Annotated in this window: 21 protein-coding genes and 1 rRNA gene; 17 read left to right on the forward strand and 5 right to left on the reverse strand. The window is 72.3% G+C overall.

The window, feature by feature from the left end; translation table 11 throughout:
• Nucleotides 1-87 (forward strand): 5S ribosomal RNA (rrf, locus tag ACFZBU_RS30335); the annotation flags it as partial.
• A gap of 2,149 nt (nt 88-2,236) precedes the next feature.
• On the forward strand, nt 2,237-3,163 hold the full coding sequence (locus tag ACFZBU_RS30340; RefSeq protein WP_391586878.1) for a hypothetical protein: 927 nt from the start codon (nt 2,237-2,239) through the stop codon (nt 3,161-3,163).
• A gap of 164 nt (nt 3,164-3,327) precedes the next feature.
• Here the strand turns inward: ACFZBU_RS30340 and ACFZBU_RS30345 are convergent, their stop codons facing one another.
• Entirely contained in the window at nt 3,328-4,587 is a 1,260-nt protein-coding gene (locus ACFZBU_RS30345; protein ID WP_391586879.1) for a DUF1015 family protein, read from the reverse strand.
• Nucleotides 4,588-4,690: 103 nt separating this feature from the next.
• On the opposite strand from ACFZBU_RS30345, the gene ACFZBU_RS30350 reads away from it, so the two are divergent.
• Both ACFZBU_RS30350 and ACFZBU_RS30355 read left to right on the forward strand, forming a co-directional pair.
• A complete protein-coding gene (locus tag ACFZBU_RS30350) occupies nt 4,691-5,164 on the forward strand; it encodes a tetratricopeptide repeat protein (RefSeq protein ID WP_391586880.1) in 474 nt (157 codons plus the stop codon).
• Between the two features lie 41 nt (nt 5,165-5,205).
• Nucleotides 5,206-6,231 carry an HAD-IIA family hydrolase gene (locus ACFZBU_RS30355; protein ID WP_391587150.1) on the forward strand — a complete coding sequence of 342 codons (1,026 nt, stop codon included), beginning with the start codon at nt 5,206-5,208 and terminating at the stop codon, nt 6,229-6,231.
• A gap of 78 nt (nt 6,232-6,309) precedes the next feature.
• Here the strand turns inward: ACFZBU_RS30355 and ACFZBU_RS30360 are convergent, their stop codons facing one another.
• Entirely contained in the window at nt 6,310-6,651 is a 342-nt protein-coding gene (locus ACFZBU_RS30360) for an alkyl sulfatase C-terminal domain-containing protein (RefSeq protein WP_391586881.1), read from the reverse strand.
• Nucleotides 6,652-6,953: 302 nt separating this feature from the next.
• Between ACFZBU_RS30360 and ACFZBU_RS30365 the strand changes: the two genes are divergently transcribed.
• The 6 genes from ACFZBU_RS30365 to ACFZBU_RS30390 all read left to right on the forward strand — a co-directional run bounded on the left by ACFZBU_RS30365 (nt 6,954) and on the right by ACFZBU_RS30390 (nt 12,838).
• A complete protein-coding gene (locus tag ACFZBU_RS30365) occupies nt 6,954-7,646 on the forward strand; it encodes a histone (RefSeq protein ID WP_391586882.1) in 693 nt (230 codons plus the stop codon).
• Nucleotides 7,643-7,918, forward strand: a complete 276-nt coding sequence (locus ACFZBU_RS30370) for a hypothetical protein (RefSeq protein WP_391586883.1) — start codon at nt 7,643-7,645, stop codon at nt 7,916-7,918. The genes ACFZBU_RS30365 and ACFZBU_RS30370 overlap by 4 nt, the downstream gene beginning before the upstream one ends.
• Nucleotides 7,919-8,031: 113 nt before the next feature.
• Entirely contained in the window at nt 8,032-8,835 is an 804-nt protein-coding gene (locus tag ACFZBU_RS30375; protein ID WP_391586884.1) for a TlyA family RNA methyltransferase, read from the forward strand.
• Between the two features lie 73 nt (nt 8,836-8,908).
• On the forward strand, nt 8,909-9,796 hold the full coding sequence (locus ACFZBU_RS30380) for an NAD kinase (RefSeq protein ID WP_020549773.1): 888 nt from the start codon (nt 8,909-8,911) through the stop codon (nt 9,794-9,796).
• Between the two features lie 134 nt (nt 9,797-9,930).
• Complete coding sequence (gene recN, locus ACFZBU_RS30385; protein ID WP_391587151.1) at nt 9,931-11,661, forward strand: DNA repair protein RecN; 1,731 nt, start codon at nt 9,931-9,933, stop codon at nt 11,659-11,661.
• 664 nt (nt 11,662-12,325) lie between these two features.
• On the forward strand, nt 12,326-12,838 hold the full coding sequence (locus ACFZBU_RS30390) for a hypothetical protein (RefSeq protein WP_391586885.1): 513 nt from the start codon (nt 12,326-12,328) through the stop codon (nt 12,836-12,838).
• 97 nt (nt 12,839-12,935) lie between these two features.
• On the opposite strand, the gene ACFZBU_RS30395 is transcribed toward ACFZBU_RS30390, so the two are convergent.
• Nucleotides 12,936-15,473, reverse strand: coding sequence for a hypothetical protein (locus ACFZBU_RS30395; RefSeq protein ID WP_391586886.1), 2,538 nt, complete (start codon nt 15,471-15,473; stop codon nt 12,936-12,938).
• Between the two features lie 318 nt (nt 15,474-15,791).
• On the opposite strand from ACFZBU_RS30395, the gene ACFZBU_RS30400 reads away from it, so the two are divergent.
• From ACFZBU_RS30400 to ACFZBU_RS30430, 7 genes are all read left to right on the forward strand, one after another.
• The gene (locus tag ACFZBU_RS30400) at nt 15,792-17,213 is read left to right on the forward strand and encodes an extracellular solute-binding protein (RefSeq protein ID WP_391586887.1); all 1,422 of its coding nucleotides are present in this window, start codon (nt 15,792-15,794) and stop codon (nt 17,211-17,213) included.
• Between the two features lie 28 nt (nt 17,214-17,241).
• Nucleotides 17,242-18,195: a carbohydrate ABC transporter permease gene (locus ACFZBU_RS30405; protein WP_391586888.1), complete on the forward strand. Its 954-nt coding sequence runs from the start codon at nt 17,242-17,244 to the stop codon at nt 18,193-18,195.
• Nucleotides 18,196-18,243: 48 nt separating this feature from the next.
• Complete coding sequence (locus ACFZBU_RS30410) at nt 18,244-19,122, forward strand: carbohydrate ABC transporter permease (RefSeq protein WP_391586889.1); 879 nt, start codon at nt 18,244-18,246, stop codon at nt 19,120-19,122.
• Nucleotides 19,119-20,051 (forward strand): NAD-dependent epimerase/dehydratase family protein, encoded by a 933-nt coding sequence (locus tag ACFZBU_RS30415; RefSeq protein WP_391586890.1) that lies wholly within the window; start codon nt 19,119-19,121, stop codon nt 20,049-20,051. Before ACFZBU_RS30410 ends, ACFZBU_RS30415 begins: the two co-directional genes overlap by 4 nt.
• A complete protein-coding gene (locus ACFZBU_RS30420; RefSeq protein ID WP_391586891.1) occupies nt 20,051-21,388 on the forward strand; it encodes an enolase C-terminal domain-like protein in 1,338 nt (445 codons plus the stop codon). The genes ACFZBU_RS30415 and ACFZBU_RS30420 overlap by 1 nt, the downstream gene beginning before the upstream one ends.
• Nucleotides 21,389-21,533: 145 nt before the next feature.
• Entirely contained in the window at nt 21,534-22,610 is a 1,077-nt protein-coding gene (locus ACFZBU_RS30425) for a LacI family DNA-binding transcriptional regulator (RefSeq protein ID WP_391586892.1), read from the forward strand.
• A 314-nt stretch (nt 22,611-22,924) separates the two neighbouring features.
• Nucleotides 22,925-24,538 carry an FAD-dependent oxidoreductase gene (locus ACFZBU_RS30430; RefSeq protein WP_391586893.1) on the forward strand — a complete coding sequence of 538 codons (1,614 nt, stop codon included), beginning with the start codon at nt 22,925-22,927 and terminating at the stop codon, nt 24,536-24,538.
• A 157-nt stretch (nt 24,539-24,695) separates the two neighbouring features.
• On the opposite strand, the gene ACFZBU_RS30435 is transcribed toward ACFZBU_RS30430, so the two are convergent.
• Both ACFZBU_RS30435 and ACFZBU_RS30440 read right to left on the reverse strand, forming a co-directional pair.
• Complete coding sequence (locus ACFZBU_RS30435; protein WP_391586894.1) at nt 24,696-25,490, reverse strand: metal-dependent hydrolase; 795 nt, start codon at nt 25,488-25,490, stop codon at nt 24,696-24,698.
• A gap of 208 nt (nt 25,491-25,698) precedes the next feature.
• On the reverse strand, nt 25,699-26,106 hold the full coding sequence (locus ACFZBU_RS30440; protein ID WP_391586895.1) for a hypothetical protein: 408 nt from the start codon (nt 26,104-26,106) through the stop codon (nt 25,699-25,701).
• Nucleotides 26,107-26,302: the final 196 nt, after the last annotated feature.

Consider the following 26,302-nt stretch of genomic DNA (forward strand, 5'->3'; position numbering starts at 1 on the left):
GGTCTCATTCCGAACCCGGAAGCTAAGCTCTCCAGCGCCGATGGTACTGCACTCGAAGGGGTGTGGGAGAGTAGGACGCCGCCGGAATCTACGTGAGTAAGGGGCCCCACCCCGGTGGGGCCCCTTATTTTTTTATCCGGATTTATTTACCGTGGCGACCCCTGTTCACAGGGGTTCATGGCCACTGTCGGGTGCGCCGACTTCGTTCGTCATACGGGACAATGGTGGTCGAGCCACAGGCGACTGCGTACCCGTACGACGATCACGAGGAGCAAATCCCATGTCCAATCCCCCCTCCGAGGGACGGCCGAGTCGCCGTCCCAGTGGATCGCAGTACTCGGGGGGCGGTGGCGGTGGTGATCGCCGGCCGTTCAACCGTGACGATCGCGGTGGCCGTCCGGCTTCCGGTGGTCGTGATCAGGGCGGCCGTGACGACCGTGGCGGTTCGCGTCCTCCGTTCAATCGTGACGACCGCGGCGGTAGCCGTGGTGCGGGCGCCGGTCGGCCCCAGTCCGGTGGCCGTCCGCAGTCCGGTGGTCGGGACGACCGTGGTGGCGCTTCGCGCCCCCCCTTCAACCGGGACGACCGTTCCGGTGGTGGCTCGCGTCCGCCGTACCGCTCGGACCGCCCGGAGCGTTCCGACCGGCCCGCTCGCGACGACCGTGGCGGCTCGCGCCCCTCGTTCGGCAACCGCGACGACCGCGGCGGCTCGCGTCCGTCGTACGGCAACCGGGACGACCGTGGCGGCTCGCGCCCCTCGTACGGCAACCGGGACGACCGTGGCGGCTCGCGTCCTGCGTTCAACCGTGACGACCGAGGCGCCGGGCGTCCGCAGTCCGGTGGTCGGGACGACCGTGGTGGCGCTTCGCGCCCCCCCTTCAACCGGGACGACCGCTCCGGCGGCGGCTCGCGTCCGCCGTACCGCTCGGACCGCCCGGAGCGTTCCGACCGGCCCGCTCGCGACGACCGTGATGGCTCGCGTGCGCCCTTCCGGGCGGATGGTCCCGAGCGTGACCGCGGCCAGTCGCGTACGTCCTACGGGGCACGTGGCGACCACGCGATCTCGCGGCCGAGCCGCGAGGACCGCGACGGTGGCTCGCGTCCTCCCTTCAACCGGGACGACCGTGGTGGCTCGCGTCCGTCGTACGGCAACCGCGACGACCGTGGCGGTTCGCGTCCCGCGTTCAATCGTGACGACCGTGGTGGGGATCGTCGGCCTTCGGCCGGTCGTGACGACCGGCCCGGGTTCCGCGAGGAGCGGGGCGGGGACCGTCGCCCGTCGTTCAACCGGGACGACCGTTCCGGTGGTGGCTCGCGTCCGCCGTACCGCTCGGATCGTCCGGAGCGTTCCGACCGGCCCGCTCGCGACGACCGTGGTGGCTCGCGCCCCTCGTTCGGCAACCGCGACGACCGTGGCGGCGCCGGTGGGCGGCTGCCGTTGCGTGCGGATCGGCCGGCGCGCGACGACCGTGGTGGCTCGCGCCCGTCGTACGGCAACCGGGACGACCGCGCCGGCTCGCGTCCTCCCTTCAACCGCGACGACCGTGGTGGGGATCGTCGGCCTTCGGCCGGTCGTGACGACCGGCCCGGGTTCCGCGAGGAGCGGGGCGGAGACCGTCGCCCGTCGTTCAACCGGGACGACCGTGGTGGCGCCGGTGGCTCGCGTCCGCCGTATCGCTCCGACCGGCCCGAGCGCTCCGACCGGCCCGCTCGTGAGGAGCGGGAGTTCGGGGACCGTGACTACAAGGACGGCGCCAGCAGCCGGCCGACCTACAACGGTCAGCCCGGCGCGCGGCAGCCGTTCCACGAGCGTCGTCCGGCGCCGCGTCGGGACGACCGGGGTTCGGGTCGTCCGGCGAGTGGCGGTCGGGACGACCGTGGTGGTGCCGGGCGTCCGCCGTTCAACCGGGACGACCGTGGTGGCTCGCGTCCCGCGTTCAACCGGGACGACCGTTCCGGCGGTGGCGCGCGTGCACCGTTCCGCTCGGACCGTCCGGAGCGCTCCGACCGGCCCGGCCGCGATGATCGTGGTGGGTCGCGTCCGTCGTACGGCGACCGTGGTGACCGTGGAGGCTCGCGTCCCCCGTTCAACCGGGACGACCGTGGTGGGCGTCCCTCGTTCGGGGACCGGGATCGGGGCAACAGCCGTCCGTCGTATGGCAACCGTGACGACCGCGGGGGGTCGCGTCCCTCGTTCGATCGGCGGGACGAGCCCGGCTACGTGCCGGTCGAGCGGATGTTCATCCCCGAGGACGTGCAGGCCGAGGAGCTCGGTGCGGAAGCGCGCCAGGAGCTGCGTGGACTGCCCAAGACCCTCGCGGACGAGGTCGCGCGCAACCTGGTGATGATCGGCCGTACGGTCGACGAGGACCCGGAGCTGGCCTACAAGTACGCCAAGGTCGCGCTGCGGCTCGCGTCGCGCGTCGCCGCGGTGCGGGAGGCGGCCGGGATCGCGGCGTACATGGCCGGTGCGTATGCGGAGGCGCTGTCCGAGCTGCGTGCGGCGCGGCGGATGACCGGTTCGAGCGAGCACTGGGCCGTGATGGCCGACTGCGAGCGCGGGCTGGGCCGTCCGGAGCGGGCGCTGCAGATGGCGGGCGCGGACGAGGTCAAGGAACTGGACAAGGCCGCGCAGATCGAGCTGCGGATCGTCGCGGCCGGTGCGCGTCGCGACCTGGACCAGCTCGACGCGGCCGTGGTCACGTTGCAGGTGCCGGAGCTGAACTCGGCGTCGACCAACCCCTGGGTGGCGCGCCTGCGGTTCGCGTATGCCGACGCGTTGGCGGCAGTAGGCCGGGACGACGAGGCGCGCGACTGGTTCGGTCGGGCCGCCGAGGCGGACACCACCGGCGAGACCGGCGCAGCCGAGCGGGTCGCCGAACTCGACGGCCTCGACTTCACCGACGCGCTCGACCCGGACGCGGAGGACGACGAGGACGAGAACCACATCGAGGACTCGGCGGCGGACGCGGTTGCGGACGCCGAGGATGCCCCGGATGAGGACGAGGACTTCGACGGCGACGAGGACCGGGTCGAAGACGACGCGGACGACGAGGACGACGACGCTCCCGAGGCCGTCGACGCCGCGGACGCCGAGGCGGACAGCGCCGACGAGGCCGACGAGGCCGACGAGGCCGAGCCCGTCGTCGACGCGAAGGACTGATTCGGCGCCGCCCCGAGGTCGGTGGCGGTGAGGCGATGCGGGGAAGGGCCCGGCACATTCGTGCCGGGCCCTTTTCTGCGTTACGGGGGTGGGAGGCGAACGTCCGTGATCGTATGCGACCGGAAGAGGTCGCACCCCGTCCCGCCGTCGCCCCCGGCCCGTCACTACTCCTGGAGGTCCAGGCTCCGCAGCACCAGTCCCGTGGCCGGCTTCGGGCCGAAGGATGTGGACTTCCGGGGCATGCGGACGTCCTGCTCGGCGAGTTCGCGGACGACCCGTTCGTCGGTGGGGCGCAGCAGGATCGCGGTTCCGCCGGTCTGGTTGGCCTGGCGGACGGCGGCGGCCGCGTCGTGGACGTAGGTGATGTTGTCCCAGTTGTCGGGGACGTGCCAGACGTGGTCGAGCAGGGCCGCGTGCAGGACGGTGGCGTCGAGGCAGCGCCACGTGCGCGGGCGGTCGGCGCGGATCGCGATGTCGAGCAGATCCGGGTCGGGGCCGGTGAGCAGGTGGAAGCGGCGGTCGCCGACGAGCAGGAAGGCCGGGCCGACGGCCTGGTCCAGTGCCCACAGGGCGGCGGGCAGGGTGCCGTCGAGGGGACGGGCCAGGAACGCGCCGGCGCCTGCGTCGCCGTAGGTGGCCAGGGCGTCGAGGGCGTCGGCCGGACGCAGCTTGGGCAGTACACGGTGGATCGCGCCGACCCGCAGCGGGTGGCGCACGGTGTCCACGAGCAGGACCAGGCCGCGGTCCCAGGGGCCGTCGCCGCGGCCGTCCGCGTGGGCCCGCTCGCGCATCCTGGCGTAGGCGGCCCAGCGGTGGTGGCCGTCGGCGATCAGGGCCTTGCGATGCGCGAGGTCCGCGCGGATCCCGGCGAGCGCGTGGCGATCGGTGAGCCCCCACAAGCGGTGGCGTATGCCGTCCGGCGTGCGCAGGCCCACCAGGGGCGGCTGGTGGGTGGTCTGTTCGACTATGTCCGAGGCGCGCCCGCCGCCGGTGTACACCAGCAGGATCGGCTCGGGGTTGGCCGACAGTTCGCTCATCAGTGCCGCCCGGTCGGCGACCGGGCCGGGCATCACGTCCTCGTGCGGCAGGACGGCGGAGTCGAGCGAGAGCGCGCCGATCAGACCGCGCTGGATCGAGTTGTGATCGCGCTGTTCGTATACGTACAACGAGGGCAGTGGGTCGGGGCGCAGAGCGCCCTCGGCCAACCAGGTGCGCAGGGTGCTGCCCGCGTGCACGGCGCTGCGCGGGAGGACCAGTCGCACGATGTTGTGCGGGTCGGCGTCCTCCAGCGCGGGCACGCCGCCGGGCTCGACCACGTCGTACGGTGGCGAGGTCACCGACGCGACGTCCCCGACGCGTTCCGGGTCGTAGCGAAGCCCGCGGAAGGGGGCCAGATCGAGCCCGTTCGGCACTGCGTCGTCCATGGCCGAATGTTACGGGCCCGAGCCCGGGCAAGATCAGGACATCCGATGTCGGCGGTTGCCGGATTTTGGTGACCGGCGCGTGGTCGAGGTGCGGGAGGGCATCATGGCGATGGCTCAGGGAGCCGACGGGGTGAACGGTGCGCCCTCGGGCGATGTGTACGACTGGTATCGACGAGGGGTGCAGCTGCTCGCGTCGGGTAATCCGGCCGCCGCCGCGCAGTTGCTGGCGCGGGCGGCGGACGCGGCGCCGGAATCGCGCAGTGTGCGTGAGGCGTTGGCGCGGGCGTGGTTCGACTCGGGCAGACACGACGAGGCGCTGCGGCACTTTCGCGCGGTGGCCGAGTCGGATCCGGCGGACGACTATGCGCAGTTCGGCTGGGGACTGTCCGCCTCGCGGCTCGGCGACTTCGAGACCGCGGTGGAGCATCTGGCGCTCGCGGTGGCGATGCGGCCGGAGACCAAGCACTACCGGACGGCGCTGGTCCAGGCGCGGGCCACGTTGCGCGCGCGGGCGGGTGCGTACGGGACGATCGGCAAGGACGGCGGGGACATGGACGACAGGAGTGACGACGCGTGAGCGAGCAGACCTCGGCAGCCGGATCGACGGACGGATCGCCGATCGGATCGGCATCGGCGGCGACGGGCGGTTCGGACGGGGCCGCGGATGCGGGTGAGTTGGCGCGGGCGTACGACGTCGCGCTGCTCGACCTGGACGGTGTCGTGTACACCGGTGCGCGTGCCGTTCCGCACGCGGTGGAGGTGTTGGGCGAGGCGCGCCGGCGCGGGATGGGGCTCGCGTTCGTCACGAACAACGCGTCGCGTCCGCCCAAGGCGGTGGCCGAGCATCTGGTCGAGCTGGGCGTCGCGGCGCAGCCGGAGGACGTGGTGACCTCGGCGCAGGCGGCGGCGCGGGTGGTGGCCGAGCGGGTGCCCGAGGGCGCGGCGGTGCTGGTGGTCGGGGGTGAGGGACTGGAGGTCGCGTTGCGCGAGCACGGGCTGCGGCCGGTGCGTTCGGCGGACGAGGAGCCGGCCGCGGTGGTGCAGGGGTTCGCGGCCGACGTGGGGTGGCAGGCGTTGACGGAGGCTTCGTACGCGGTGGCGCGCGGGGTGTTCTGGGTGGCCTCGAATGCCGATGTGACGATTCCGACCGAGCGCGGGATCGCGCCGGGCAACGGTGCGCTCGTCGGTGTGGTGCGGGCGGCGACGGGGGTCGAGCCGGTGGTCGCGGGCAAGCCCGAGTTGCCGCTGCATCGGGAGACGATCCTGCGGACCGGCGCGCGTCGGCCGCTGGTGGTGGGCGATCGGTTGGACACCGACATCGAGGGTGCGTGCAACGGGGATGTGGACAGCCTGTTGGTGCTCACCGGGGTGACCACGGCGCAGGCGCTGCTCGCGGCCGGGGCGGGGCAGCGGCCGACCTTCGTGGCGGAGGACCTGCGGGCGTTGTTGGCCGCGCCGGTGACGGCCCGGCACGAAGGTGACGCCTGGGTGTGCGGCGGCTGGTCGGCGCGGGTGGCCGAGGGTGCGTTGGCGGTGGAGGGTTCGGGCGAACGCATCGACGGACTGCGGGCGGCGTGTGCGGCGGCGTGGGCGGCGGATGCGCCGGTGGACACCGAGGGTGTCGCGGCGCGCCTGGGCTGGTAGCGGCGCGGGGGCGGATGTGGGGCCGGCCGGGTCGGGCGGGTTGCCCGCGGTGCCGGCGCGTTCTGGGATCCGGTGTGCTCAGAGCAGTTTGCGCAGGACCAGCAGGTCCTTGAGCGAGGCTTCCAGCTTGACCCGGCCCTTGGCCCACGCGGCGGCGAAGTCGAGGTCGCCGGCGACGAGTGCGACCAGGTCGTCGCCGGTCATGGTGAGGCGGATCTGCGCCTTGTCGGAGCGTGGTTCGGTGTCGATGTCGTGCAGTGCGCCGTCGCGCAGTTGCCCGGAGAAGGTGACGTCGAGGTCGGTGACGCGGCAGCTGAGGCTGCGGTCGAGCTGTGCGGCCTTGCGGGTGTCGCCCTCGGCGCGGCCCATTTTGGCGGACAGTTCCTCGAGGGCCCTGCGGCACTCTTCGACGGTGGCCATGTGCGGCGTTCCTTCCGTGGGATCCGGTTGGCGACCGTACCCCACCGGCGGTTGGGCGATGCCGGTGCCGGTCGCCCTCGCGTCGCCCGTCGCGGGTTCCGGCCGGCCCCGTGCCGGCGGCGGTCGCCGGTCCGGGTCGGGGGTTCGCCGTTGTTCGTGGGTGTGGCATGTCGTTGCTTCCGGCCCTGCGCCGGTGGAGAGGGTAGCGTCGGAGCAGACCGATCATCGCCGTTCGTATCGCCGCACAGGCACGCATACGGGCGGCCCGAGCAGGAAGGCGGGTGCCGTTTATGCGAGATGTCGTGCGCAGTTACCTTCAGATCGCCAGTGGCCTGACCGAGATGACCCGGCAGCGGGTCACCGAGGTGGCCAAGGCCCTGGTCGAGCGCAGCGGTCTGGACCTGGAGCAGGTGCCCGATCAGGCCCAGGCGTTGCCGCAGTACGTGCAGCAGGTCGCCGAGGAGCTGTACGAGACCGGCAAGGCGAACCGGGACCTGCTCGTGGGTGTGGTGCGCGGCGAGGTGGACAAGGCGTTGTCCCGGTCGAAGCCGTGGACCAAGGACCTGGTCAAGGCCGAGGAGGAGATCGCTCGGTTGAAGAGCCGGGTGACCGACCTGGAGCACCGGCTGGCGCGCGCGTCCACGCCGCGCACGGCGCGTCCGGCGGGTCCGGGTGCGGGGTCGGCGGGCCGGCCGGCCACGCCGCCTGCCGCGTCGCGCGCCGGTGCGCCGGCGGCTGCGCCGATCGCCCGGCCGGCCGTCGACGCCGAGGCGCCCGCCGCGAAGAAGGCTGCCGCGAAGCCGCCGGCCGCGAAGAAGGCCGCCGCGAAGAAGACTCCCGCGTCCCGGCCTGCTGCGGCGTCGGCGCCTGCGGCCGCTGCGCGCAAGCCCGCCCGCAAGACGAACGGCACCGCCGCCACGAAGAAGGCGGCGCCGGCCAAGAAGGCCATCCGCAAGCCCACCGCGCCGACCGCGGACGCGGACGGGCAGTCGTGAGTTCGAGCGTGACCGAGGAGGCCGGCGAGGCGAGCGCGGATCCGGCGCCGAGCGCGGGCGGCGGTGCGCCCGAGGAGGTCGGCGTGCCGTCGGCGATCCCGGTGATCGGGCCGCTCGACGTCGAACCGCCCGCGCCCTCCGGCGACGCGCATGTGGACGCGGTACTCGCCACCCTGAGCCGTGTGGGTGACCTGCCCACCGAGGCGCACGGGTCGGTGTACGAGGATGTGCACCGAGGATTGCGGGACACCCTGGCGGAACTGGACCGGTAGGGCGAGACCGGATCGGTGGGTCCGGATCCACGACGCCGGGCGAGGGACGCACACATGCGGGGCGGGTCCTCGTCGACGACTTCGGCACAACCAAGGAACGGCAGGCACGACCGGTGGCACGACGCAGGCTCGACGCCGAGCTGGTGCGCAGGGGACTCGCTCGCTCCCGGGACCACGCGAGCGAACTGATCGCGGCCGGGCGGGTGACGGTGGGCGGCCAGACCGCGACCAAGGCCGCCACCCAGGTCGACGCGGGAGCGGCCGTGGTGGTCGCGGCCGACGAGGGTGATCCGGACTACGTCTCGCGCGGCGGGCACAAGCTCGCCGGCGCGCTCGCCGCGTTCACCCCGCTCGGCCTCACCGTCGAGGGGCGGCGCTGCATCGACGCGGGCGCCTCCACCGGCGGCTTCACCGACGTGCTGCTGCGCGCGGGTGCGGCGCACGTGGTCGCGGTGGACGTGGGCTACGGGCAGCTGGCCTGGGTGCTGCGCAGCGACGACCGGGTGACGGTGCGGGACCGGACCAACGTGCGTGAGCTGACGCCGGATCAGGTGGGGCCGGCGGCCGACCTCGTGGTGGGGGACCTGTCCTTCATCTCGCTCGGGCTGGTGCTGCCCGCGCTGGTGCGCTGTTCGGCGCCGGACGCGGATCTGGTGATGATGGTCAAGCCGCAGTTCGAGGTCGGGCGCGAGCGGCTCGGCGCGGGTGGGGTGGTGCGCGATCCCGCGCTGCGGGCCGAGGCGGTGCGTACGGTGGCGGAGCAGGCCGCCAAGACGGGCCTGGGTGTGCTCGGGGTGACCGCGTCGCCGCTGCCGGGACCGTCGGGCAACGTCGAGTACTTCCTGTGGATGCGGGCCGGTGCGCCGGATCTGGACCCCGCGGACGTCGATCGGGCGGTCGCCGAGGGGCCTCGGTGAGCGGCGTGCACGATAGCGTCACGGCGTACGGGTACGGCTGCGGTCGATCTGATGCGGACGAGGGGATACGGGCATGAGTGATCGCACGGTACTGGTGGTGACGCACACCGGCCGACCTGCGGCACTGCGGAGCGCACGGCTGGTGGTGGAACGGCTGATCGCGGCCGGCCTGGGCGTGCGGGTGCTCGAACACGAGGCGGACGACCTGGCCCTGCCGGGCGCGGTCGTGGTGTCCGTGGAGCCGGACGCGGCCAAGGGTTGCGAGTTGGCGATCGTGCTCGGCGGCGACGGCACGCTGCTGCGCGGCGCGGAGTTGGTGCGCGATGCGGCGGTGCCGATGCTCGGGGTCAATCTGGGCCGGGTCGGCTTCCTGGCCGAGGCCGAGCGCGAGGACCTCAACGACGTGGTGGAGCGGGTCGTGACGCGCGACTACGACGTCGAGGAGCGGATGACACTCGACGTGGTGGTCCGGGTCAACGGCGAGATCGTGCACACCAACTGGGCGCTGAACGAGGCCGCGATCGAGAAGGCCTCGCGCGAGCGCATGCTCGAACTGGTCGCCGAGGTGGACGGCCGGCCGCTGTCCCGTTGGGGCTGCGACGGGGTGGTGTGCGCGACGCCGACCGGCTCGACCGCGTACGCGTTCTCCGGTGGCGGGCCGATCGTGTGGCCCGAGGTGGAGGCGCTGATCATGGTGCCGATCAGCGCGCACGCGCTGTTCGCGCGTCCGGTGGTGGTCTCGCCGAACTCGGTGCTCGCGCTCGAACTGGCCGCGGAGACGCCGCCCGGTGCGCTGTGGTGCGACGGTCGGCGGACCGTACAGCTGCCCGCGGGCGCGCGGGTGGAGGTGCGGCGCGGGACCCAGCCGGTGCGGTTGGCGCGGTTGCACCGGGCGCCGTTCACGGATCGACTGGTGGCCAAGTTCGCGTTGCCGGTCAAGGGATGGCGCGGGCGCAAGTAGGCCGCCGCACGGGCTCCGGATCGGCGTCGCGGTCGTGCGATGGTGTGCTGAACACATTGTGGACACACGCCGTTGAACTGCGTTCTTCGCGCGGAGTCCCCACGACCTCGTAGTGTCGTCCCGTGCTCGAAGAGATGCGGATACAGGGTCTGGGTGTCATCGAAGACGCCGTAGTCGAGCTCGCGCCGGGCTTCACCGTGGTCACGGGCGAGACCGGCGCCGGCAAGACGATGGTGGTGACCGGACTGGGCTTGCTGTTCGGTGGGCGAGCCGATGCCGGGCTGGTGCGCAACGGGACGGGGAAGGCCCTGGTGGAGGGTCGGCTCAGCGTGCCGGCGGACTCGCCCGCGGGGCGTCGGGCCGCCGAGGCGGGCGCCGAGGTGGACGACGGCGAACTGCTCCTGGCGCGGACCGTCTCGGCCGAGGGTCGCTCGCGCGCGCACGTGGGCGGGCGGGCGGCGCCGATCGGGCTGCTGACCGACCTGGCCGACGACCTGATCGCGGTGCACGGCCAGACCGACCAGCAGCGGCTGCTGCGCCCGGCCCGGCAGCGCGGCGCGCTGGACCGGTATGCCGGCGAGGCGGTGTCGGTGCCGTTGAAGGCGTACGGCGGGGTCTACCGACGGCTGCGCGAGGTGAGCGCGGAACTGACCGAGATCACCACCCGGGCGCGCGAACGCGCGCAGGAGGCCGATCTGTTGCGATTCGGCCTGACCGAGATCGAGCAGGTCGTGCCGCAGCCGGGCGAGGATGCCGAACTCGCCGCGGAAACCCTGCGACTGGGCCACGCCGACGCGCTGCGTACCGCGGCGACCACGGCGCACGAGGCGCTGCTGGGCGACCCGGAGACCGGTACGGACGCGGTGGACGCCTCGACGCTGCTGGGCGCCGCACACCGCGCGGTGGAGGCGGTACGCGCACACGACCCGGCGCTCGCGGCGTTGGCCGATCGGCTCGGCGAGGTCGGGTATCTGGTGTCCGACGTGGCGGGCGAGCTGGCGTCCTATGCGGCCGGCGTGGACGCGGACCCGGTCCGGCTCGCGGCGGCGGAGGAGCGGCGGGCGGCGCTGTCCGCGTTGACCCGCAAGTACGGCGAGTCGATCGACGAGGTGCTGGCCTGGGCCGAGCGCTCGGCCGCGCGCTTGGCCGAGCTGGACGGCGACGACGACCGCACCGAGGAGCTGACCGCCGAACGGGACGCGCTGCGGGGCGAGTTGGCGACGCTGGCGAGCGAGGTGTCGGCGGCCCGGCACGCCGCGGCGGAGCGCTTCGCGGCGGCGGTCACCGGCGAGCTGACCGCGCTGGCGATGCCGTACGCGCGCGTGGGCGTGGCGATCTCCGGCGTGGACGACCCGGACGGCCTGCCGGTGGGCGATCGTGTCCTGGCCTACGGCCCGACGGGTGTGGACGAGGTCGAACTGCAACTGTCCCCGCACCCGGGCGCACCGCCACGCCCCCTGGCCAAGGGCGCCTCCGGCGGTGAACTCTCTCGCGTGATGCTCGCGGTCGAGGTGGTCTTCGCCGGCGCCGACCCGGTCCCCACCTTCGTCTTCGACGAGGTCGACCAGGGCGTCGGCGGCAAGGCCGCGGTCGAGGTCGGCCGCCGCCTTGCCCGCCTGGCCCGGGTGGCCCAGGTGATCGTGGTGACCCACCTCCCCCAGGTCGCGGCCTTCGCGGACCGCCACCTGGTGGTCGAAAAGTCCAGCGACGGCACGGTCACCCGCTCCGGCGTGGTCTCCCTCGACGACGCCGCCCGCGTCCGCGAACTCTCCCGCATGTTGGCCGGCCTGGAGGACTCCGAACTGGGCCGAGCCCACGCGGAGGAACTCCTGGCCACGGCCGCGGGGGCCAAACGCGAAGACTGACATGCTCGTGGCCACATGGCCCTGATGGGATTCGGGGGTTGGGCGGGGGCGTCGGGGTCGTGTCTCGGTCGGCCGGGTTGTGCACCCACCCGCTCCACCCCTCGCGTTCGGCGCGGAGGCTGCGGTTTCACAGGCACCGAGACGACCTGCTCCGACCCCGAGGCCCCGGCGTGGTGGGCCGCGTCGAGTTGGCTGCGGTCTGGAGTCGGGCTTTCTCCGGATCGCGGGGCCGCGGGGTGGCCGCGCGTTTCGGCCGGGTCGTGGCGCGTCGACACCTGCGACGCCGCCGAGGCTTCGTAGCCGAGGCGGGTGTTCCGCCATCGTGCTTTCGGTGTCGCCGCCCGCCGTCGGGTGGATTGGCTGCGATGGGGGATCGGGCTTCTCCGGGGCCCCCGAGTCGGGCTGCGGTTCGGCGCGTCAGCGCCCCCGACCCGGCCGCCCGGCCCCGCAGCCCCCGCGATTGCGGCCGATGACGAGCGCCCCACGCCGTGCGCCCCGACCGCCGCCCGCCCCACTTGCCAAATCGCGCCATGTCGTTCTGTCTGCTTGTCGGCCGGGGCTCGGGTTGCTCTACTGGGTCCCGCGTGACGGGTGTCGCACCCGGTGTACTTCTGCTCCTCCGCACGGTTCGGGTCCAGCCCAGAAACCAACCCAGGAGACAGGTATGTCCAAACGCGCCAGGTCAGCCAAGTTCGCTGCGCTCGCCACCGCCGGCGCACTCGCCGCCCTGACCGCATTCGTCGGCAGCGCCTCCGCCGGCGGGCCGTCGACGTCCCCGTACAACTGCGTGGACACCAGGGGTGGAGCGTTCACCGCGAAGGTGACGTACTCCACCGGTGGCGGTGTGCTGAAGGTGAGCATCGCCCGGACGATCCCGATCGGCTTCCCCGCCAACTCGATCAACACCACCGTGCTCTTCAACGGGCCCAGTGGCGGCGTCGTCTACGACGGCGCGATCAACCCGCCCTACCCGGCGTCCTCGCCGGTGCTCAACCTCGGCGCGATCCCGAAGGTCAGCGGCACCATCTCGCCCGGCCAACCGCTGAACGCGGTGCTCACCGGCACTCCGCCGTCCCCGAGCAACTGGAGCCTGCGGGTGCTGTTCCCGGGCGGGTCGTGGCCCAGCTGGTACTGCGTCACCCGCACCCCGCTCACCCCGCCCCTGACCTACAACTGATCCGACCCCGGACCGGGGCGGCGGCCCCGAGTCCGCCGCCGCCCCGCTTCACCCGGCCGGGCCATCCGACGGGCGCCGATCAGCCCGGCCGGCAGGCTCAGCAGGTCGCGTCCGGGGTGTCCGTCAGGCCGTAGTAGATGCGAGGTGCGCCGTCCAGGCGCAGTTCCACTCGCCCGTGCACCGGCGTCAACAACCGCTCGCGCCCGATGCAGTCCACCTCGCGGACCGTTGCCGCGGCGTCTCGTCCTCCGCCGTGATGTTCCCGCACCGGCCGCTTCGCCGTTGAGGCGGCGGTCGCGGGCGCCGCCGCAACCGTCAGCGATGTCTTCGTCCGCCACCCGTCCACCCACGGTTCCGGTGCGGCGAACCAGCCCGAGTCGCCCGGGTGGTCGGGGTTGAGCACGTAGCCGTCCTTGCGGCTCCACAGGATCGAGATCGGCCCCTGCGGCGAGGAGAACAGCAGGCCGTGCAGGTCCGGGTCGGCCATGGTCAACCGGCGGACGAACACCGCCCGGTCCAACACTCGGGCCGCCGTCGCGTAGGCCAGTGCCGACGGCTTGGCGCCGAGGTCGCGGTGCATCAGGCCGTAGTGGTACTCGGAGTTGGCCGGGTCGGCCCACTGCGGCTTGCCCAGCACGCTGTCGTGCAGCTGGTACCAGTTCACGCAGCGCACCCCCTCGGCCTTGGCCAACGCCAGGGTCAGCAGCACGTTCTCCGCGGCATGCCGATAGGTGTCGTGCCACCAGCTGTTCGGCTTGGTGCACGCGTACGCCTCGGTCAGCCACAGCTCCTTGGCCCCGTACTCGGCGATCACCTCGCGGGCCTTGTGCAGGCCGCCGAGGAAGTTCCAGTACGTGCCGTGATCACCCATCGTCCAGTCGGCGGGCGCCGGGGCGTAATCGGGGGTGAAGTTGCCCCGGCCCGGATGGAAGGCGAAGCCGTCGATCAGGTCCCAGCCGCCCGCGTCGCGGAAGTTCTTGGTCCACACGTAATCCATCCCGGCCAGGCCGGCATTGAGCACCTTGGTCCGGGCCCCGGCCGCCGCCAGCCGATCGCGCACCGGGTGCAGGCCGTCGCGCACGTAGGCGGACGCGGTCTGCCCGCTCATCCACGGTTTGTTGATCTCGTTGGCCACCTCGAACCAGTCCGCGTCGGCCGCGATCGCCTTGGCCGTATTGGTGTCCGCCCACGCGGCGACCTGGGCGGTGGTGCCGCCGAGCGGGATGCCGGCCAGTTCGATGTTGTGCGCGAGGCCGGCCGCGTCCAGCGTGGCCGGCGGCAGGCCCGGGCCGCCGTCGTAGGAGATCCGCACCCGCTTGATGCCGAGCCGCCGCATCAGGCCCAGTACGGCGGGGGTGTCCGGCTCGAGCAGCCACGGGTAGTTGGCGATGCCGAACATGCTGTCGGCGCCCGCCTGGTACGTGAACGGGGGCAACACCGCGAGGTTGGTCCGGGCGAACGCCTCGTCCGTCCCGGACGTCGCGCTCACCTCGGTGAACACGATGCCCTGCGGTGGCGAGGTGACGGTGAAGGTCTGGGTCCAGGTGCCGCCGGCCGCGATCGTGCCGGTGACCGCGCCGCTGCCCAGCACCCGGCCGTCGAAGTCGCGCGCCCACCAGGACAGCCGTACGGTCCGGTCGGCGGTGCCGCCGTTGGCGACCTCGGCGTGCAGCGGCATCGGGACGCCGCCCTGGTCCCACAGGGAGAACGGCCGGTCGGTCCACACCTCGACGCCCAGCGGGCGGGACGATCCGGTGGTGCCGGCCGCCGCGGGCCGCATCGAGCCGAGCACGAGATCGGCCTCGGTCACCGCGCCGCCGGTGGTCGCGGTGCCGGGGGCGTGGATCCAGGTCGCGTTGGTCCAGGCGGGGGTGGTGCCGGCGAGCCGGAAGTACGCGTTCGTGTCGGCCCAGGTCTCCCGGTAGACCACGCCGGCGTTGGTCTCGTACGGGATGCCGCCGCCCGCGTCCCGGTTCCACGTGGTCAGCGCGACCAGGCTCTCCGGCGCGGTGGGCGCGAGCACGGTGCGCCCGAACATGAAGCCGGCCGGGATCAGCCCGGTCGAGCCGCCCACCTCCCAGCGCAGATGCGCGCGGTGCGGGGTGACGTCGAAGGTGCCTCGGACGGTGATCCCGTTCGCGGCGGCGGGCAGCGTGTACTCGACCCGGATCGCCGGTCTGCCGTCCGCGAGCGTGATCGCCGACGGCGTGCCGCCGGTGGTCTGCTGGATGCCGGCCACGGTGTCCTTGGCCATGAATCGGGTCAGCCGGATTCGTTCGACACCGGCGCCGTCGCGGACCGAGACGTAGCCGTCGGCGCCCGCGGTCAGGCTGATGCCCGGTGCGGAGACGGTCACCGGGGCGGCCTGGCCGGCCGCGACGGCGGTTCCGGGCAGCGCCGCGCCGACCGCGCCGACCGCGACCGCCCCGGCCAGGAAGCCGCGTCGACGCAGACCGGCGTCGGATCCGGGACGGCCCGGCCGGGTGGCGGCGGAGGGGGCGGCGGCGGCGTGGGCGCCGCGCCGGCCGTCGGTGCGGTCCTCGGATCGGCGCGCGGTGTGGACGTCGGCCTGGTCACCCGGCTGGTCACCGGCCCGGTCGTCGGCGTGGTCGTCGGGCGTGCGGTGGGCGGACATGAGGATCCCTTTCCCGAGCGACAGGGTTCACCTAATGCGGATTAGAGCGAAGGTGTACTCCGATCCTCGACGCGAGTCAAGGCCGCCGTATGTCTGATTCGCCGGGTCGCGCAACCTGTCGGCCACGCTCTTGACACATCTTCCTAATGCGAATTAGATACGACCTCATCGCACTCGGACGCAGATCGGCGTCCGGAATGGCAGGCACTTCCGGAGCACCTCCGGATCCACTGCCGACAGCCATGGCAACAGCCGCGGCTACTTCCGCAACTTCCGTAGCAACGTCCGACCGCAGCATCAGGATCCAGGGAGGTATCCGTGGCCGAGTCAGTCCCGGTCAGCACGCACCGGCGTCGGCGCCGTCGGGCGGTGGCAGGGGCCGGGGCGCTCGCGCTCGCCCTCGTCGCCGGCACGGCCGGTTGTTCGTCCGGCGAGTCCGGCAAGGCCGGCGGCGCCGGCTCCTCCGGCAGGACCACGATCACCGTCGCGGGCATGCCCGCGACCACGGCACCCAAGACGCGGCAACAATTCCTGGACGCGGTCGCGGCGTTCGAGAAGGCCAACCCGAACATCAAGCTCAAGCCGACCGACACCCAGTGGGACGCGCGCACGTTCGCCGCCCGGCTGGCCGGCGGCAGCGCCGAGACGGTGCTGACCGTGCCGCTGACCGAACCGCCCGGCCTGATCGCGCGCAAGCAGATCACCGACCTGAGTGCCGAGGTCAAGAGCCTGCCGCACTCGGGCGACCTGGATCCGCGCGCGCTGGCCCCGGCCACCGCCGCCGACGGCAAGGTCTACGGACTGCCGGTCACCGAGTACGCGCTCGGCCTGGTCTACAACCGCGACCTGTTCACCAAGGCCGGCCTGGACCCGGACAAGCCGCCCGCCACGTGGGACGAGGTGCGCACCGCCGCCAAGAAGATCTCCGCCACCGGCGCCACCGGCTACACCCAGATGACGGTCAAGAACACCGGCGGCTGGATCCTGACCGCGATGACCTACGCCTACGGCGGCTCGATGGAGAAGAAGGTCGGCGACAAGTACGCGCCGTCGCTGCTCGACGGCCCGGCCGAGAAAGCGCTCGGGCAACTGTCCGCGATGCGCTGGCAGGACGACTCGATGGGCAACAACCACCTGCGTACCCAGCAGGACGCCGAACGCGACTTCGCCGCGGGCAAGATCGGCATGATGATCAGCACCGTCAACAGCTACAACCGCTACATCACCCAGTACTCCGGCAAGCCCGCCGACTTCGGCATGGCCGCCCTCCCGCAGCAGAACGGTGGCCGCGCCACCCTGCTCGGCGGCCTGATGGCCGTGGTCAGCGCCAAGGCCACGCCGGCGCAGCGGGCCGCGGCGGTGAAGTGGATCGACTACTTCTACCTCAAGCCCGCCTACGACCCGGCCGCGGCCGAGGAACTCGCGCTCGCCCAGGCCGCGGACAAGCTGGCGGTCGGCCTGCCCACACTGCCGTTCTACTCCGCCGCGGTGTCCGACCCGGTCAACACGGCGATCAACAAGCACGCCAACATCCCGGCCGCGAATTTCGCGCCCTACGTCACCGGCGTGGGCAAGCTGGACTACCAGGTGGAGCCGCCCGTTGCCGCGCAGGACCTGTACGGGGCGCTGGACACCGTGGTGCAGGCCGTGTTGACCCGCAAGGACGCCGACCCGCACGACGAGTTGGCCAAGGCGGCCGACCGGTTGGGGCCGGCCTTCGAGAAGGCGCAGGCACAGTGAGCGGCCGGCGGCGCGGCGAGGTCGCGCCGTGAGTACGCCGACCATTCCCCGGGAGATCCCGCCGGCCGTCGCACCGGCGCCCACTGGGAAGCGCCCTCCGGGGGCGAACCGTCTGCGCGGCGGCTCCCGACATGTGGTGCCCGCGCTGTTCCTGCTGCCGACCGTGCTGGTGTTCGGCCTGTTCTCCTGGTGGCCGATCATCCGCAGCCTGATGCTCAGCTTCCAGCAGACCAACCTGGTCGAGCCGGCGACCTGGGTCGGCCTGCAGAACTACCGGACCCTGCTCGACGATCCGCTGCTCGGCACGGCGGTGTGGAACACCGTGGTGTTCACCGGCCTGGCACTGCTGATCGGTTTCCCGCTGCCGCTGTTCCTGGCCGTGCTGATGTCCGAACTGCGGCGCGGCGGCGGGCTGATGAGGGTGCTGGTCTACCTGCCGGTGGCGGTGCCGCCGGTGGTGGCGGTGCTGATGTGGAAGTGGTTCTACGACCCGGACACGGGATTGTTCAACGAGGTGCTCGGCAAGGTCGGCCTGGGCCCGTACCCGTGGTTGCAGTCCGCCGACACCGCGATGACGAGCCTGGTGGTGGAGGCGACCTGGGCGGGTGCGGGCGGTGCGGTGCTGATCTATCTGGCCGCGCTCGCGAGTGTGCCGACCGAGTTGTACGAGGCCGCCGAACTGGACGGAGCCTCGGTCCGGCGCCGGTTGTGGCATGTCACGTTGCCGCACATGCGCTCGATTCTGTTGATCATGATGCTGCTCCAGGTGATCAACACCTTCCAGGTCTTCACCGAGCCGTTCGTGCTCACCGACGGCGGCCCGGAGGATTCCACGGTCACCGTGCTGCTGCTCATCTACCGCTACGCGTTCGTCGGCGGCGACTACGGCAGCGCCGCCGCGCTGAGCGTGAGCCTGGCCGCGGTGCTCGCGGTCCTGTCGGCGATCTATCTGCGGCTCACCCGCACATGGGGGACCAAATGAGTACCGGCGTCAGGGGGACACGATGAGTACCGGTGTCAGGGAGAAGAAATGAGTACCGGCACCAGGGGCGTGATGTCCGAGGCGGAACGCCGCCGCCCGCTCACCCGGATCGGCCTGGGTACCACGCAGCTGTTGCTGATCGCGGCGCTGGTGATCGAGGGCGCGGGGCCCGTCTACTGGGTGTTCAAGGGCTCGATCTCCTCCACCCAGGAGTCCCTGCGGCACCCGCTGGCGCTGTGGCCGGAGGAGGCGCACTGGTCGAACATCTCCACCGCGTGGACGAGCCTGGACCTCGGCCGCTATCTGATGAACACCGTGGTGCTGGTGGGCGGTTCGTGGTTCGTGCAGTTGTTCGTCGCGGTGACCGGCGCCTACGCGCTGTCCGTGCTGCGGCCGTTCTACGGGAAGTACGTCTACGCCGCGGTGCTGGCCACGTTGTTCCTGCCGGGCACGGTGTCGATGGTCTCGCTCTACCTGACCATCCAGGACCTGCCGCCGACCGGCGGTTCGATCGCGAACACGCCGATGGCGGTCTGGCTGCCGGCCGGTGCGCACGCCTTCAACGTGCTGCTGATGAAGCAGTTCTTCGACGGCATTCCCAAGGAACTCCTGGAGGCGGCCCGCCTGGACGGCGCCGGTCCGTGGCGGATCCTCACCCGTATCGTGCTGCCCATGTCCCGGCCGATCCTGGCCGTGGTGTCGCTGCTGGCGGTGATGAACGCCTGGAAGGACTTCCTCTGGCCGATGATCGCCATCACCGACACGGACAAGCAGCCGCTGGCGGTGGCGTTGCCGCGACTCGCGGACACCTCGGACCAGAGCCTGCTGATCGCGGGCATGCTGATCGCGATCATCCCGCCGGTCGTGGTGTTCCTGGTCTTCCAGCGGCAGATCGTGCGCGGGATCGCCTTCACGGGGCTCAAATGAGCGGGGTTCGCACGGACGACGAGGAGCGTGGCTTCGGCGCCGTTGCCGCCGAGACTCGGATGACCCGGGTCCTGGTGACCGGGGCCGCGGGGCGGCTGGGGACCGCCGTGTCGGCCGAACTGGCCGATCGGGGCGTGCCGATGACCGCCCTGGTCGCCGCGTCCGCGGCCGAGGATGTCGGGCAGTTGCGGGCCGACCGGGTGGTGGTCGGTGACGCGCGCGACCCCGGGGCCGTGGCGGATGCGCTCGACGGGGTCGATGCGGTGATCCACCTGGCCGCGCTCGCCTCGCCCGAAGTGGCCGCGCCCGAGGTGGTGTTCGCCACGAATACGCAGGCCACGTTCGTGGTGCTGAACGAGGCGGGGCGGGCGGGGGTGCGGCGTGCGGTGCTGGCGAGCAGCCTGTCGGTGACCGGCCTGCCGTTCGCCCGCTCCACGCCTCGGCCGCAGCCGGCGTACCTGCCCCTGGACACCGCGTTGCCGCCGCGCATCGAGGATCCGTACGCGCTGTCCAAGCAGGTCGACGAGGCCACCGCCGCGATGATGCACCGGCGGCACGGGATGACGGCGGTGGCGCTGCGCCTCCCGTTCCTCGGCGACCCGGACCGACTGGCCGGGCACGCCGCGCGGTTGGCCGGGAATCCGGCGCTCGGCGCGCCGGAGGTGTGGAGCTACCTCGACCTGCGGGACGCGGCACGGGCGTGCGTACTGGGCCTGACCGCGCCCGGGGTGACGGGTGCGCCGGTGTTGTTCGTGGCGGCGCCGGACACCCTGATGGCGGCGTCCACCGGCGACCTGCTCGCCGCGCATCTCCCGGACGTGCCCTGCCGTGCGGTGTTCCCGGCCCGTTCGGTCCCGATCGACCTGACCCCCGCGCGGCGGCTTCTCGGCTTCACCGCCCGGCATCCGTACCCCCAGGAGCGACCCTGATGACCACGTCCGAGACGACACCGGCCGATCGCGCGGCCTCGGCGGCGGCGCTCACGCCGCCGGCCGGTCCGGCCGGGCCTGCGGCGATGCCCGAGACGCAGGCTCCCTGGCCGGCCCGGGACGCCTTGCGCATCACCGCGGTGCGGGCGATCGTCACCGCGCCCGGGGGCGTTCCGCTCGTCGTGGTGCGGATCGACACGTCCGAGCCGGGGCTGTACGGGCTCGGCTGCGCCACCTTCACCCAGCGCTTCCACGCGGTCGTCTCGGCCGTCGAGGAGCACCTCGCGCCGATGGTGATCGGTCGGCATCCGGGTGACATCGAGGACATCTTCCGGATGTTGCACTTCTCCTCCTACTGGCGCGGCGGCCCGGTGCACAACAACGCGCTGTCCGGGATCGACCAGGCGCTGTGGGACATCGCCGGCAAACGACTGGGCGTGCCGGTCTACGAGTTGCTCGGCGGTCGGGTGCGCGGCGGCGCGGCGGTGTACACCGGCGCCCGCGGCGGCGACATCGAGGAGTCGATCGAGCGGGTGGCCGCGCTGGCCGAACAGGGCTATCGCTACGTGCGGTTGCAGAGCGGTGGGCCCGGGTTGGGCACCTATGGCGCCGACGGTACGCCGGGCGGCCACCCGGGCGCCCCGTACCCGGACGGCTGGGACGTCGGCCACTATCTGCGCACCGCGCCGCGCCTGTTCGAGCGCGCCCGCGAGGTGCTCGGCGAGGAACTCGGGCTGCTGCACGACGCGCACAACCGGCTCACCCCGAAGGAGGCGGTGGGACTGGCCCGTTCGCTGGAGCCGTACCGGCTGTTCTTCCTGGAGGACCCGCTGGCACCGGAGCACTTCGACCGGTTGCCCGAGGTGCGTGCCGCCGCGCCGATGCCGATCGCGTCGGGGGAGTTGCTCACCTCGATGACCGATGCGACGCGTCTGATCACCTCCGGCGGAGTCGACTACCTGCGGGTGCACGTCTCGGCGGTGGGCGGGCTGACGCCGGCCCGGAAGCTGGCCACGCTGTGCGAGCTGACCGGCGTACGGACCGCGTGGCACGGACCGCCGGACGTGTCGCCGGTGGGCGCGGCGGTCAACGTCACGCTGGATGTGACCAGCGCGGCGTTCGGCATCCAGGAACAGCACGTCTACCCCGAGCGGGTGCACGAGGTGTTTCCCGGCACACTGCGCACGGTGGGCGGCTACATCACCCCTTCGGATCGGCCCGGTTGGGGCATCGACCTGGACGAGGCGATGGCGGCGAGGTATCCACCGCGGACCCACCTGCACGAACGGTGGGCCGCCCGGGTACGGCGGCCGGACGGCGGGCTGGAGGCACCGTGAGGCGGGTGGGCGCGATGGACTCGACGGGTGCGGGGCGTTCGGCGGCGTCCGTCGAGCCCGATGGATTACGCACCGTGACCGGATATACTGGATCGATAGATCTGATGCGCATTAGGATCCTGTTGTCAGGTATTTGGAGGAGTACATGAAGCCGATCGGCGGGCCCGGGCGGCCGGCTGGTTCCCGGGCGAACCGGCCCCGCCAGGCGGACATCGCCCGCCTGGCCGGCGTCTCGCAGCCGACGGTGTCCCTGATCCTCAGCGGCGGTTCGGCGGCGGTCGGGATCGCCGACGAGACCCGACGCAAGGTGATGGCCGCCGCCGAGCAACTCGGCTACATGCCCGACCCGATAGCGAAGCGACTCGCGGCCGGCCAGAACAACCTGCTCGGCCTGTACACGTTCACCGCGACCTTTCCCACCGAAATGTCGCACGCCTACCACCCGTTCCTGGTCGGCATCGAGCAGGAGTCCGCCGCCCAGGGCTACGACCTGTTGATGTTCATCGCTTCGAGCGTGACCGGCGAACGGCCGCACGCCGAGGTGCTCAACCGGGTCCGGCTGGCGGACGGCTGCCTGTTCATGGGTCGGCATCTGCCGATCCGGGAGATGGACCGGCTGCTGGCCACCGACCTGCCGGTGGTCTATCTGGGCCGGCACGACGACTTCGGCGACCGACTCCCGTACGTCGGCGCGGACTACGTGACGGCGACGGCGGAGGTCGTACGTCACCTGGCCGAGCTGGGCCACCACCGGATCCTCTACGTCCGCGAACTCGACGACGCGATCAGCGCGGTCGACCGCGAGGCGGGGTTCCGCCGCGGCATGGCCGAGTGCGGCCTGCCGGTCGAGCCGTCCACCGTGGTGCGCACGGACGGCTCGGACCTGACCGCCGAGCGGTTGCGGGGCTGGTACGAGCAGGGCGTCACCGCGATCGTCACCGAGGCGACCGACACCGACGCCGCGCATCGGGCGGTGCTGGCCGCTGCCTCGAAGGCCGGCTACCGGTTTCCCGAGGACCTGTCGCTGGCCACCTTGGGCGCACCCGAACACGCCGTGCCCGGGCCGGCGTTCCTGTCCGGCTTCTCGGTCCCGCGACGGGAGATGGGCGCGGCGGCGGTCCGCCTGCTCACCGGCCTGATCGCGGGGGATCCGAACCTGGCGAGGCACCAGTTGATGAGTTGCGAGGCGGTGCCGGGGCAGACGGCGGGGGCGGTGCGGTGAGACCGGCCTGACGGCCGACCGGCGGCCGGCCGAGGGGTCGATCGTTCGCCGCCGGCTCCTGCTTTCCTGCCTCGATTCATTGTGCTTCGGCATGATGTGCGGCGGGCCGCAACGACTTCCCAGGTTTCGGCGCGACTTGCCCGGCTTCGTGGCTCGTCATTGTTCCGGGGGCCACAGGCCGGATTCCGTTCCACCGGCTTCATCGGTTCGAACCACGTCACCCGGCCGCGACCGAGGGTCGGGCTGCCCGTGCCGCCATGCGGCCCAGCTCCGTAGTACGTCCCACCATCACCGCGTTCACGGAAGGCTTCACCATGTCCGAAATCAGCACCGAGGTCCTCATCGTCGGCGGCGGGCTCGGCGGAGTCGCCGCCGCGCTGGCCGCGTGCCGTGCGGGCCGAACGGTCGTACTGACGGAGGAGACCGACTGGATCGGCGGCCAACTCACCGCGCAGGCGGTGCCGCCGGACGAGCATCCCTGGATCGAGAGCTACGGCGCCCCGGCGAGCTATCGCGAACTGCGCACCGCGATCCGCGACCACTACCGGACCTGGTATCCGCTGACCGGCGCGGCCCGGGCCCGGCGCGAACTGAACCCCGGCGCCGGCTTTGTGAGCAAGCTGTGCCACGAACCGCGGGCCGCGCTGGCCGTGTTGCAGGCGCTGCTCGCGCCGCACCTGGCGTCCGGTCGGCTGCGGATACTTCTGGAGCACGTGCCCGCCGAGGTGTTCGCGGACGGCGACCGGGTCCGCGCGGTCACCCTGTGGGGCGTGCGCACGGAGGAGTCGCACACGATCAGCGCGGCGTACGTGCTGGACGCGACCGAGACCGGCGAGTTGCTCCCGCTGGCCAAGGCCGAGTACGTCACCGGCGCGGAGTCCCGGGACGAGCACGACGAGCCGAACGCGCCCGCGCGGCACGAGCCGTTGAACATGCAGGGCATCACCTACTGCTTCGCCGTGTCGTACCACGAGGGCGAGAACCACGTGATCGACAGGCCCTCCGACTACGAGTTCTGGCGGTCGTACCGGCCGGACTTCTGGCCCGGCCCGCTGCTCGGCTTCCGCGCGCCGGATCCGCGCACCCTGGAACCGGAGGTGCGTACGTTCGACCCGCGGCCGACCGGTGACCCGCTCGCGGTGAACGCCGACCAGAGCGCCAACGCGGGCGGCGACGACCTGTGGTTGTTCCGCCGGATCCTGGCCAAGGGGCTGTTCGAGCCGGGCGCGGTGGACTCGGACATCACGCTGGTGAATTGGCCGCTGAACGACTATTGGCTGCGGCCGATCATCGAAGTGGGCGCGGACGAGGCCGCCGCCGCGCATCGCGAGGCCAAGCAGCTGTCGTTGTCGGTGCTGTACTGGCTCCAGACCGAGGCGCCGCGGCCGGACGGCGGCACCGGGTATCCGGGACTGCGGCTGCGGCACGACGTGGTCGGTACCGCGGACGGGCTGGCCAAGTCCGCGTACGTGCGCGAGTCGCGGCGGATCCGCGCGGTGACCACGGTGACCGAACACCACGTCTCCCGGGACATCCTGGGCACGCACGGGATCCACCACTTCCCGGACTCGGTGGGCGTGGGCGCCTATCGGATCGACCTGCACCCCTCGACCGGCGGCGACAACTACATCGACGTGGCCAGCGTGCCGTTCGAGATCCCGCTCGGCGCGCTCCTGCCGATCCGGATGCGCAACCTGCTGCCGGCCGCGAAGAACATCGGTACGACGCACATCTCCAACGGCTGCTATCGGCTGCACCCGGTGGAATGGAACATCGGCGAGGTGGTCGGCCACCTTGCGGCCTACTGCCTCGAGCGGGGCGTCGAGCCGCATGCGGTCCGGGAAGACGCGGCGTTGTTCGACGAGTTCGCCGCGGAGTTGGAGGCGATCGGGGTGGAGCGCCACTGGCCGGCGCCGGCGGGGTATTGATCGTTCGGCCGCCGAGCAGGCCGGGTCCGCCCCCCGAGGCTCACCCCCGGGGCGGACCGGTCCGTCGGGACGCCCGGGCAGTGCCCGGCTGCCCGGGTTCGGTGTGCCGGACGCGGCGGGCGGCGGGTGTCGGGTCGGCCTTCCCACGGAGGAAGGGTCAGCCGAGGTAGCCGAGCGCGCCGACGGCGCCCAGGCCGCCGGCGGCCATGAAGAGTGGCATCAGGACCTTGACCTCGACCTTGGCCCCGGCACGGAAGCGCATGGACTTGGGTGGGCCCAGGGGGTACCAGCGCTTGCGGCCGATCGGTATGGGCCACAGGATCGGGCAGCCGGAAACGGTGAGCGCGTCGCCGATGCAGTGGGTGAGCGCGCCGAGCGCGATCGGGAGGCCGACCCACCAGTACTCCCGACCCGGCTCGGTGAAGAACCAATTCGAGCCGTTCCCGGGCCGGTTCAGGATCTCGACGAGCATCCAGGTGCTCGTACCGCCGAGCAGCCAGACCAGGATGTCGCTGTGCAGGCGGGCCTGGCGCCACAGCAGGCCCTCGATGGCGAGCACCATGTGGACGAACAGCACGCCCAATACGCCCCAACGGCCGCCGTAGGCGCAGATCGCGGACGCGCCCACGCCGACGAGCAGGGCCCAGACCCAGGTGTGGGTGAGCGTGCGGTGGCCGCCGTTGCGGCGGGGATCGCCCTTCTTGCGGGTGGCCCGGTAGGTGGCGGTGGCCAGGGCGTCGACCAGGCCGCACAGGATCAGGGATATCGGCCCGAACGAGCGGGAGACGGTGGCGGCCTTGTGATCCAGGTCCGGGCCGAGCGCGGCGCCCGCGCAGATCAGTCCGCCGACCACCAGGACGGGCCAGGGCATCGGTCGGCCATAGGCATCCGCGGCGGCACCGGCGGCCATCCACGCGCATGCTCCGGACAGGGAATGGGCCGGCCCCATCATGTGGTCGTGCTCCTCTGGTGAACCCGGGCGAACCCCGAGCCCGCACAGTGGCCGCAGCTTAGCGCTGATGATCACGGCAGCGGTGAACACCGCGGCGAACCGCGGCGTTTGGTGCGCCGAACCGTGAAGAGCACGACCTCTCGCTCGGATCGGCAGAGGCACACCTGCGCGTCGACGGGTGTCGGTCGACCCCGCCTCGCCTTCCGCCCTATGTCACTTCCCCGACGACGGCCCTGCCCTCGGCGGCGGCGACGACGTAGAAGCGGGCGATCTCCAGGAAGCGGGTCCAGCCTTCGTCGGCGAGACCTGCGGCGACGTGCGCGACCTCCTCCGGAGTCAGGACGAAGGGCGCCCCGCGGCCCGGGCCGGACGCCTCCACGGCCGCGCATCCGTTGCCGATCGCCCGGGCCAAGGCCGGATACACGTTCATCCATGCGGCCGTGCCCTCCTCGACTTCGGCCCGGCCCTCGGCGATGCCACAGAGGACGCGGTAGTCCTCGCCGTGCGCGTCGTCCCGCCCGCGGGCATTGCGCAACTCGCCCACCGGATCGGAACTTTCCCGTGCTTCATTCGGCAGTGCGGGCTCGATCTTCACCAGCGTCAACCACATGGACACGGCTTCCACGCCTCTCGATTGCGGGTGCGTCCCTCGGCGCCGTTCAGGTGTACGGAAAGTACCGGCCGGCGCCGACAGGCCGCGCCCGCACCGGGCTTCGAAAGCGGTCCCGCCGGTGCCCGCCCCGGCTGTTTTGGCGCCGCCCGGCACCCGGCTCGTTACCCGGCCCGGGGTTGACCTCAAGCGCGCTTCAAGT

Origin of the sequence: Embleya sp. NPDC008237 (assembly GCF_042956465.1) — a bacterium.
In the GTDB taxonomy this organism is placed as follows: Bacteria; Actinomycetota; Actinomycetes; order Streptomycetales; family Streptomycetaceae; genus Embleya.